Annotated in this window: 7 protein-coding genes; 1 reads left to right on the top strand and 6 read right to left on the bottom strand. The window is 71.2% G+C overall.

Going from position 1 to position 8,065, the window contains the following annotated elements; genetic code table 11:
* From FPZ12_RS32555 to FPZ12_RS32535, 5 genes are all read right to left on the bottom strand, one after another.
* Positions 1 to 1,140 (bottom strand): hypothetical protein (locus FPZ12_RS32555; protein ID WP_150980585.1); only part of this gene is annotated, 1,140 nt, incomplete at its 3' end.
* Between the two features lie 100 nt (positions 1,141 to 1,240).
* Entirely contained in the window at positions 1,241 to 2,416 is a 1,176-nt protein-coding gene (locus FPZ12_RS32550; RefSeq protein ID WP_144762576.1) for a beta-1,3-glucanase family protein, read from the bottom strand.
* 13 nt (positions 2,417 to 2,429) lie between these two features.
* A complete protein-coding gene (locus FPZ12_RS32545) occupies positions 2,430 to 3,896 on the bottom strand; it encodes a glycoside hydrolase family 18 protein (protein ID WP_150980582.1) in 1,467 nt (488 codons plus the stop codon).
* A 154-nt stretch (positions 3,897 to 4,050) separates the two neighbouring features.
* Positions 4,051 to 5,421 carry a sensor histidine kinase gene (locus FPZ12_RS32540; RefSeq protein WP_144762625.1) on the bottom strand — a complete coding sequence of 457 codons (1,371 nt, stop codon included), beginning with the start codon at positions 5,419 to 5,421 and terminating at the stop codon, positions 4,051 to 4,053.
* Positions 5,418 to 6,098 (bottom strand): response regulator transcription factor, encoded by a 681-nt coding sequence (locus FPZ12_RS32535; RefSeq protein ID WP_144762622.1) that lies wholly within the window; start codon positions 6,096 to 6,098, stop codon positions 5,418 to 5,420. Before FPZ12_RS32535 ends, FPZ12_RS32540 begins: the two co-directional genes overlap by 4 nt.
* Positions 6,099 to 6,141: 43 nt before the next feature.
* Here FPZ12_RS32535 and FPZ12_RS32530 point away from each other — a divergent pair, with 43 nt between their 5' ends.
* On the top strand, positions 6,142 to 6,639 hold the full coding sequence (locus FPZ12_RS32530; RefSeq protein WP_208026098.1) for a hypothetical protein: 498 nt from the start codon (positions 6,142 to 6,144) through the stop codon (positions 6,637 to 6,639).
* Between the two features lie 198 nt (positions 6,640 to 6,837).
* Here the strand turns inward: FPZ12_RS32530 and FPZ12_RS32525 are convergent, their stop codons facing one another.
* On the bottom strand, positions 6,838 to 8,058 hold the full coding sequence (locus tag FPZ12_RS32525) for a chitinase (RefSeq protein ID WP_144762228.1): 1,221 nt from the start codon (positions 8,056 to 8,058) through the stop codon (positions 6,838 to 6,840).
* Between the last annotated feature and the right edge of the window lie 7 nt (positions 8,059 to 8,065).

Below are 8,065 nucleotides of genomic sequence, written 5' to 3'. Positions count from 1 at the left end.
GGTGAGCCGGTGCCACCCCCGCCCCCAGAAGTCCAGCCCGCCCCGGCGCAGCAGATCCCGTTGCCGGGCAACGTGAATCCGGCGGACGTCGCGCTCGTGACCGGAACCGCGGTAGGACTGCGCGAGCTGCAGATAGGGCTGGCTGGCGTAGTGCGAAGTGCGGTTCCCCAGCATGTCCAGCCACTCGGGCAGGCTCGCGTGCCGGACGGCGCCGTCGTAGGTCAGTCCGTCCAAGCGCAACAGTCCCGGCGTGAACGACGCGGGCAGCAGCAGATCACTCGTCACGTGCGCGTGCGACAGGTTCAGCACGAGATCCCCGGCCCGCACCGCGAACGCGTGCCCGCCCTCGCACATGAGCCTGCCGCCGACGCGGGCCCCGACGAACCGGACGCTGCCGGTCTCGTGCCTGCCCTCGGCCCGGAAACCGTGGTTGATCATGACGTTGCTTCGCGTGCTCAGGTAGTCCGCGACCAGCGCCGGGCCGTGCAGGTTCGCCAGCCACGCGCCGGTCAGGTTCAGCTGCCCGCCGAGTTCCGCGCCCGACAACCGGACCGTCCCGAGCGGACCGCCGCCCTCGGCGCGGAAGCCGCGGTTGAGGAACACCCCGGCGCCCGTGCGGAGGTTGTTGCCCTGGAAGACCGGGCCCTCCCGGTGCCGGTTGGTGAGCTGGCTGCCGGACACGTCGAACACCGAACCGATCCGCGCGCCGCCGAAGTTCACGGCCCCCTCGGCGCTGTCGCAGCTCAGCCGGGCTCCGATGAGCAGCACGCCGCGTTCGATCCGCGCTTCCACCGCGATCACGCTGGTGCCCACCAGACCGCTGAGGTCCACAGTGGACAGATGACTGCCGGAGAGCCGGATGGCGCCTTCGGACCGGCAGTCCACCAGCCGCAGCGGCAAGTCCGAGGACACCTCGGCCAGATCGAGCCCGTCCTCGATGGTGGCGCCCCGCAACCGGATACCGCGCGGGTCCGGCTTGCGCTCGCCGGGCCACGGGAACCCGTCGAGGAGCAGCCAGCGCAGCGCCTCCCCGCGGACCGGGCGATCTTCGCCGGTCAGGTCCAGCTCCGTGCCCGCCAGGACGGCGTCGACGAGTCTTCGTTCCGTGTTGGTCAGATCCGCCAAGGTCGTGAAGGCCACCGCGGCAGCTTACGGGCGCCCGCAAGGCATTGGTCCATTCGCAGTAGCGAGATCCCGGGCGGGCACCGGAGGCGTCGGCGCCCGCCCGGGACTCCCCCAGTCAGAACGGCGTCAGTTCCACAGTGCACGACGACGGGGCGCCGTCCTGCACGTACGACGCCAGGCTGACCACATCGTCGAACGGGAAGCCGTAGGCCTTGCCGTCGACGGTGTTCGCGTGCATCGCCTGGGAGTAGTGGTTGGTGACCGATCCGGTGTAGAACGTCGCCGGATCCGTCGCGGGCTGCGTCGTCTGGGTCAGCAGCGTGGAGCGGTTGAAGCCCGCGCCCAGCACCGCGGCGACCGGGCCGGTGATCCCGTCGTTCGGGGCCGCCAGCGCGCCGTCGCAGTAGAACACATTCTGCGTCGTGGGCTTCGAGAACGACGCCACGCCACCGGAGAACTGCATCGTCCCGCCGGAAACCCGGCCGGTGTAGGTGCCGGAGTCCACCTTCACGGTCAGCGTCTCCGACGCGTACTTCTGCCACACCTGGTCGATGGAGGAGTCGAAGTACGTGGCCGGGAAGATCCCGGTGTCGATGCCGTGCCCCGGCGCGATCACCCGCAGGTCGTCCACCACGAGCGGGGCGAAATCGGCGTTGCCCTTGATCGCGGCGAAGATCTTGTCGCGGCCGCCGTCCACGAGCCTGCCGGTGGTCTGGCTCGACGCGCCGTCGAGCTTGATCGCCAGCGGGATGCCGAACATGTCGACCATCGTGGTGTTGCAGAACATGCCCGAGCTGTTGTACGTGAACTCGACGAAATCGTGCAGCACGTGGTAGCTCGGATCGCCGGGCACCCAGCCGGCCGGGTACTGCAGCGCGGCGTTGCCGTTCCCGTCGGTGACGACCTTGAACTTCACCTTGTCACCGATGGAGAAGTAGACGCGCCCGGACATGTCGGCCGGGATGGCCAGCTTCGTGTCCCCGTCACCGGCGAGCGGTATCGACAGGTCCGCGAACCCGTCGGAACCGTTGTCCGACAAGGAAACCGTACTGGTCGAGCCGTCCGCCTCGGCGTAGACCTGCTTCCCGGTGTTCAGGTCCGTGCCCACGATGGAGACGAAGATCTGCGCGTTGGGGTAGCGGTAGGTGTGGTTGACGATGGTGAGCGGCAGCCCCGTGCCGGCGGCGCGGGCGCCGCCGCCCGAGGTCTGCGCGGCCACCACGGCCGCGCCGATCGGGGCCCCCACCAAGGCCACCCCGGCCCCGCGCAGGAACGAACGTCGGTTGAACATCAGCCCTCCCGGGTCAGAAGGCGCCGAACGCCTTGGTGAAGTCCAGTGCCTGCTGGTCGATGCCGCTGCAGGTGGCCTGCGCGTACCCGGTGGCGCCGCCGGGGCAGGGCTGGTCGCGGGTGGCGGACCACATCGCGAGCCACGCGAGGTTCTTGCCGGTGGCGAAGTCGGTCAGCTGCTGGGCGTCCGAGACCCGGAAGACCTCGCTGGCCGTGTCGTTGACCCCGATCATCGGCGTGACGGCGACGTGCGACCACGCGTCGGCGTCGGAAAGGCCGAGCACGCCCTTGATCTGGGCCTGGGTGGCGGTGGCCGCGTCGATGGCGTACTGGCCCATCCGGCCGTCCGGGTTCGGGGCCGCCCCGTCGCCGTAGTCCATCGCCATCACGTTCACCGAGTTGACCGTGACGCCGTTGTCCTTCGCGTTCCGCACCAGGTTCACGCCGTCCTGGGTGAGCCCGGACGGCAGCACCGGCAGCGTGAAGGAGACGTCGAGCTGCCCCTGTTTCTGCAGCTGCGCGATCGCCTGCGCGCGGCGGGTGTTGGCCGCGGTGTCGGCGAGCGCGCCGCCCTCGATGTCGAAGTCCACTTTGGTCAGTCCGTAGGTGCTGATCACCTTGCTGTAGGCCGCCGCGAGCGAGGAGACGTCGGAACACGCCTGCGCGAGCTCGGTGCCGTTCGCGCCACCGAAGGAAACCCGGACGTCCCCGCCCTTCGCGCGCAGCTGGTCGATCTCGCCGGGCACGCCGTCGGTGTTCAGTTCCGTGGTGCCGCCCCATTTCGGCGTGCAGCCGCCGCTGGAGAGCACGAAGGCGAGGGTGAAGTTCTTGACCCCGGTGGCGTCCGCGGTGCCGAGCATGTCGTAGGCCGGGTAGAGCGAGGTGTCCACGTACGGCGAGAACCTGCCGGAAGCCTCGGTCACAGGCGCCGGGGAAGTCGTGGATGACGTTTTGGAGCTGGTCACCGGCGCACTCGTGGACGAGCTGGGCGGGGCGGTGGTCGTCGAAGCGGGTGGGGCGGTCGTCGTGGTGGGCACGGTGCCGCCGCTGCCGGTGGTGCAGTCGGCGCCGTTGATCGAGCACGCGGCCGGGTCTCCTGCGCCGCCGGAGACGACGAACCCGATGTCGAGGGAACCGCTCGGGGCGATCGCGGCCTGCCACGTGGGCGGCGTGACGGTCACTTGCTGCCCGTCGACGTGGTACGCGGCGTTCCACAGCGAGGTGAGCTTCGCGCCGGCGGGCAGGGTGAAGGTGAGCGTCCAGCCGGTCATCGCGCCGTCGGTCGGGTTGGTCACTTCGTACTGGCCGCTGTACCCGGAACCCCAGTCGCCGGTCTTCGTGTAGACCGCGCTGAGGCCTTCGGCGCTGGCCGTGCCCGGGACCGCGGCGAAGGCGACCCCGCCGGCCACCGCGATGGCCGCCGCCGCGCCGGAAACGAGCTGGCGACGGCGGCGCCGGTGCCGGCCCTTGTAGGACGACATTGCGTGTTTACCTCCTTGGATCGGGCTTTCGCGGGCGGACGCTAGCCCGCATCCGAGCGGTCACGGCCCGTGCTCAGGGACCGCGAAAGGTCTCTTAAGGAGGAGTTAAGGAAGAAGGTCCAGACCAGTGTGGATCAGGGGCGCGGCGGCGGGCTCAGGAGCGCGTCAGGCTCCGCGACCGCCGGTGCCGGGTGCGGCGCCCGGTGGTGGCAGCCGCGGGCGCGGTGCGCAGCCGGATGCGGATATCCGCGCCGCCCAGGGGGGAACGGCCGATGACGACGTCGCCGCCGGTGGACTCGGCCACGCGCCGCGCGATGTCCAGGCCCAGGCCCGTCGACCCGGCGCCGCCGACGCCCGCGCCCCGCCGGAGCGCGGCCTCGGGATCGGCGATGCCCGGCCCGGCGTCGAACACCCGCACGGTCACCGCGTGGTCGGTCGCGCGCACGTCCACCGCGAAGTCCACGCCCTCCGCCGTATGCCGGAAGACGTTGCCCAGCACGGCATCCACCGCGGCGACCAGGTCCGCGCGTGACACCGGCACGAGCGCGCGTCCCTCGGTGCCGGTCACCCGCCAGCGCCGGCTCTGGTCCTCGGCCAGCGCGGACCAGAAATCGGTCCGGTCGCGCACCACGTCGGCCGCGTCGCAGCCCAGCACGACGGTTTCGTCGTCGCCCCGGCCGCGGGCGGCGCGGATGATCTGGTCCACCTCGTGCTCCAGCCGCGCCACCGCGTGCCGCGTCTGGTCGGCGGCCTCGGTCTCCCCCAGCGCCGCGGTGTTGAGCCGCAGCACGGTCAGCGGGGTGCGCAGCCGGTGCGACAGGTCCGCGGCCAGTTCCCGTTCCGTGGCAAGGAGTTGCTGCACCCTGGCGGCCATCGCGTTGAACGCCGCGGCCGCCTCCCGCAGCTCCGGCGGCGCATCGCGGTCGCGGGCCGGGGCGCGGGCGCGCAGGTCACCGGAGCCGAGCTCGCGGGCCGCGGTGGCCAGCCGCCGCGCGGCGCCGACGATCCGGGTGCCGAGCCTGTCCGCCACCAACACCGAAATGAGCACGAGCGCCGCCGCCACCCCGCTCAACACCAGCCAAGCGGCGGTGACGCCCTGACTCAAAGCGGCCTCCGGCACGAAGACTTCGACGACCGCGATCCGCGCGTTGTCGACCGCGACCGGTTGCAGCAGCGCGAATCCGCCCGGCACACCGACCGTCGAAGACCGCCCGCTGGCCGTGGCCGAGGCCAGCTGCAAGGCGTCCGCCCGTGGCGTGCCGAGCGTGCTCAGCCCGCCGTCTTCGGGCACGTGCACCGCGATCAGGCCCTGCGCGCCACCGCTCGTACTGGCCAGCGCGCGCTGCAACGCCGTGTGGTCGGTGGTGATCGCCAGCGCCGGACCGAGTTCCGCGGCCTGGCGCTCGGCGGCGTTGAACGCGCGGTCGTGCGCCGTCTCGCGCACCATCAACCCCAGCGGCACGAGGAAAGCCAGCGCCACCATCGTGGTCACCGCGACGGCGACCCGCACCAGCGCCCACCTCATGAGCGCGGCGCCTCGAGCTTGACGCCCACCCCGCGCACCGTGTGCAGGTACCGCGGCCGCGCGGCCGTCTCGCCCAGTTTCCGGCGCAGCCACGACAAGTGCACGTCGATGGTCTGGTCCCCGCCGTAGGACTGCTGCCACACCGCGGCGAGCAATTCCCGGCGCTGCACCACGACTCCCGGCCGCGCGGCGAGGAACGCCAGCAGGTCGAACTCCCGGCGCGTCAGATCGAGCACCCGGCCGTCCAGCACCACTTCGCGGCGCCGCGGGTCGACCGAAAGCCCGCCGACGCGCAGCACCGGCGTCTCGCTGACCGGGCTGGAACGCCGCAGCACGGCGGAAATCCGGGCGTTGAGGTGCTCCGGCGAGAACGGTTTGACGAGGTAGTCGTCCGCGCCGCTGTTCAGCAACCGGACGATCCCGGCTTCGTCGTCGCGCGCCGTGGCGACGACCACCGGCACGTCGGTGACCCCGCGGAGCATCCGCAGCGCCTCGGCGCCGTCGAGGTCGGGCAGGCCGAGATCGAGCACCACGAGATCGCAGCCGACCTGCGTGGCCTCGCGCAACGCCTCCAGCGCCGTGCCGACACTCCGCACCGCGTGGCCCGCGCCGGACAGGTGCCGGACCAGCGCGGCCCGCACGGACACGTCGTCCTCGACCACCAGAACTGTCGCCATACCGCGCTACCGTACGCACCGCGATGAGGCAGGATGTCGGGCGATGAAGCGACCGCTGCTGCATTTGCTGGCCTGGGTGGCCGCCACCGCGCTGGGCATCGGGATGTCCTGGTTCGGGGTGCACGCCGTGCTGTCGGAGGACACCTCGGAAGCCGCCGCGCCGCAGGCCATCGCGGTGGAAGCGCCGGTTCCCGACACGTCGAGCCCGCCCCCGTCCCCGCCCGCGACGACCACCACTGAGCCGCCGCCGTCGTCGTCTTCCCGCACCAGCAGCAGTTCGGCGCCGACCACCACCACGACGCCGCCCCCTTCCTCGTCCGCGGCCCCGGACATCCGGAGCGTGCAGCTCAGGGGCGGGCGCGTGGTGCTGGAAATGACCGACACCTACGCCAAACTCGTGTCCGCGACCCCGGAGCCGGGCTGGCAGGTGCAAGCGTGGCAGGCGGATGGCTGGCTCCGCGTCGACTTCTCCCAGAACGGGACGACCTCGTCCTGCTTCGTCACGTGGAACGGCCACCCACCCGCCATCCAGACCACCTAGGTTGTGTTCGACAAGCGGCGGAGCCGCTTGCGGTGGGCCGTCACCTTGCACCGCCGGGGGTTCTGAGGTGGCCGCTGGCGAGGACAGCTCCGAAGTGGTGAAGGCTCCGTCGCGCGAAGCGTGTCCTTGAGGGTGGTGGCGGGTGACGGGAGGGGCCCCCACCCGCACCGCCACGCAAACCACTTTTCACAACAGTTCCTAGCAGGCGCCGTTGTCGGTCCAGACTCCGGCGGCTCCGCCGGGGGTGTCGCCGTAGGTCCACCACTTGGCGGTCCACTTGTGCCCGTTGTAGGAGACGACCGCTCCTCCGTTGTATGCGGTGGTCGCGCTCCAGGCCGCCGCCGCGCAGCTGCCGCCGTTGCCCGGCGTGGTCGTGGTAGTAGTCGTCGTGGTGGTGGTGCCCGAGGTGGGCGGGGTGGCGCCGGCGAACTTCGCGGTGTACTTCGTGAAGTCCCAGTCACTCTGCGGAACGTTGCTGCACACCCCGTTGTCGGTCGTGGTGGTGCAGGCACGGTCGCGGTTCACCGACCAGTACGTGAACCGGCCCAGCCCGTGGCCCGTCGCGTAGTCCAGCACGGTCTGGAAATCGGCCTGGTAGAAGTACTCGCCGGCGTCGCTCTTGCCGTTCATGCCGGAGAAACCCTCGTGGGCGTAGGCGGTCGCGCTGTCCCAGCCGAGGTGGCTCATCAGCAGCGAGTGGAACGCCTCCAGCGCGGAGGTCTGCGAGGACGCGCCGTTGAACCCGCCGTCGAAGGGCATGATCGAGAAGTTGTCCGGGGTGAAGCCGAGCGTCTTCGCCTTGTCCAGCAACTGGGTGCCGAACCAGCCGGTGCCCGCGGCGGTGCCCGGCATCGTGACCGACACGAACAGGCCGGGGTTGTCGCGCTGCAGGATCTGCGCGGCGCCGAGCTCGTTGTTGATCGCGGCGTCGTTCTCGTACTCCGGTTCTTCCAGGTCGAAGTCGAGGGCGTGCAGCGAGTACTTGTCGATCACCTGCTGGTAGGCGGCCGCGGTGGCGTTCGCGTCGGAGCAGGTCTGGCCGAGTTTCGTGCCGCCGTACCCGCCGACGGACACGGAAACGTCGCCGCCGGCGCCGCGGATCTTGTTGACCACGCCGGTGACCGTGGTGTCGGAGGAGACCGCGGACGTCCCGTCCCAGGTGGGGCTGCAGCCGCCACCGCTGGGCGCGAGGATGAACGCGAGCTGGAAGGCTTTCTGCCCGGTCGCGGACATCACCGCGGCCGGGTCGGGCGGGTTGTTGCTCTGGGGCATCAGGTACGGGGCGGAGGCGTACCAGTTGTCGCTCAGCGCGGCGGTGGCGTTGACCGAGGCCGAAGCTCCGTGGGTGGCGAGGGTGGCCGCGGTGCCGGCGGCGACCGCGACGGCGGCGAGGACCGGACCGATCCTGCGAGTGCGCATTTTTTCC

The sequence above is a fragment of the Amycolatopsis acidicola genome, assembly GCF_007713735.2.
GTDB lineage: Bacteria > Actinomycetota > Actinomycetes > Mycobacteriales > Pseudonocardiaceae > Amycolatopsis_E > Amycolatopsis_E acidicola.
Note: the sequence above shows the minus strand (reverse complement) of the source record. Positions and strands in the feature narration are given on the sequence as shown.

Bases quoted from the DNA above. Each gene is read 5' to 3' on its own strand.
- FPZ12_RS32540 (WP_144762625.1), bottom strand. From the start codon at position 5,421: ATGAGGTGGGCGCTGGTGCGGGTCGCCGTCGCGGTGACCACGATGGTG.
- FPZ12_RS32535 (WP_144762622.1), bottom strand. From the start codon at position 6,098: ATGGCGACAGTTCTGGTGGTCGAGGACGACGTGTCCGTGCGGGCCGCG.
- FPZ12_RS32530 (WP_208026098.1), top strand. From the start codon at position 6,142: ATGAAGCGACCGCTGCTGCATTTGCTGGCCTGGGTGGCCGCCACCGCG.
- FPZ12_RS32525 (WP_144762228.1), bottom strand. From the start codon at position 8,058: ATGCGCACTCGCAGGATCGGTCCGGTCCTCGCCGCCGTCGCGGTCGCC.
- FPZ12_RS32545 (WP_150980582.1), bottom strand. From the start codon at position 3,896: ATGTCGTCCTACAAGGGCCGGCACCGGCGCCGCCGTCGCCAGCTCGTT.
- FPZ12_RS32550 (WP_144762576.1), bottom strand. From the start codon at position 2,416: ATGTTCAACCGACGTTCGTTCCTGCGCGGGGCCGGGGTGGCCTTGGTG.